We start from the raw sequence: 516 nt of genomic DNA, 5'->3' as shown, positions 1-516 counted from the left end.
TTAACTTTTATCGAAGAAATCCCGAGCGCTGACTACACTTTCCGCTACCGCCAAGTGACTGGTCAGTACAATGAACATGAGCAAATGATGACGGAAATGATCCAACATGTGCTTGGTTTTGAAGAAGTAAAAGTCTTCCATTCTAAAGTCGTGACTTTAGACAATGTCACATCAGACCAAGGGCAAATTTTTGAAAATTATTTCATCAATCCGGTTGAAAATACCGTTATTGCCATGGATGAACCCCCATTTGAAATTTACCCTTCATCAACAGAAGAGCTTGAGGAAGTTGTTGGTTTCACCGAAATGACTGAAGCTGATTTAATAAACCTAGCTCAAAAATTCTCCATGGACTTAGACGACTTGCTATTTTGCCAAAAATATTTTAAATCTGAAAACCGTAATCCCAATTTAACTGAGTTGAAAGTCATTGATACATACTGGTCAGACCACTGTCGTCACACCACTTTCAACACCCAAATCGATATTGTGACCATCGATGCCGGTCGCTACGAG

The 516-nt window shown here is 39.5% G+C and carries 1 pseudogene; it reads left to right on the top strand.

Annotation, left to right across the window (positions count from 1 at the left end):
* Nucleotides 1–516, top strand: a pseudogene (locus tag ACRCJ0_RS19300) (phosphoribosylformylglycinamidine synthase); the annotation flags it as partial.

It is taken from the genome of Aerococcus sp. L_32, assembly GCF_050689315.1.
This window is presented reverse-complemented; position numbering and strand designations above follow the sequence as displayed.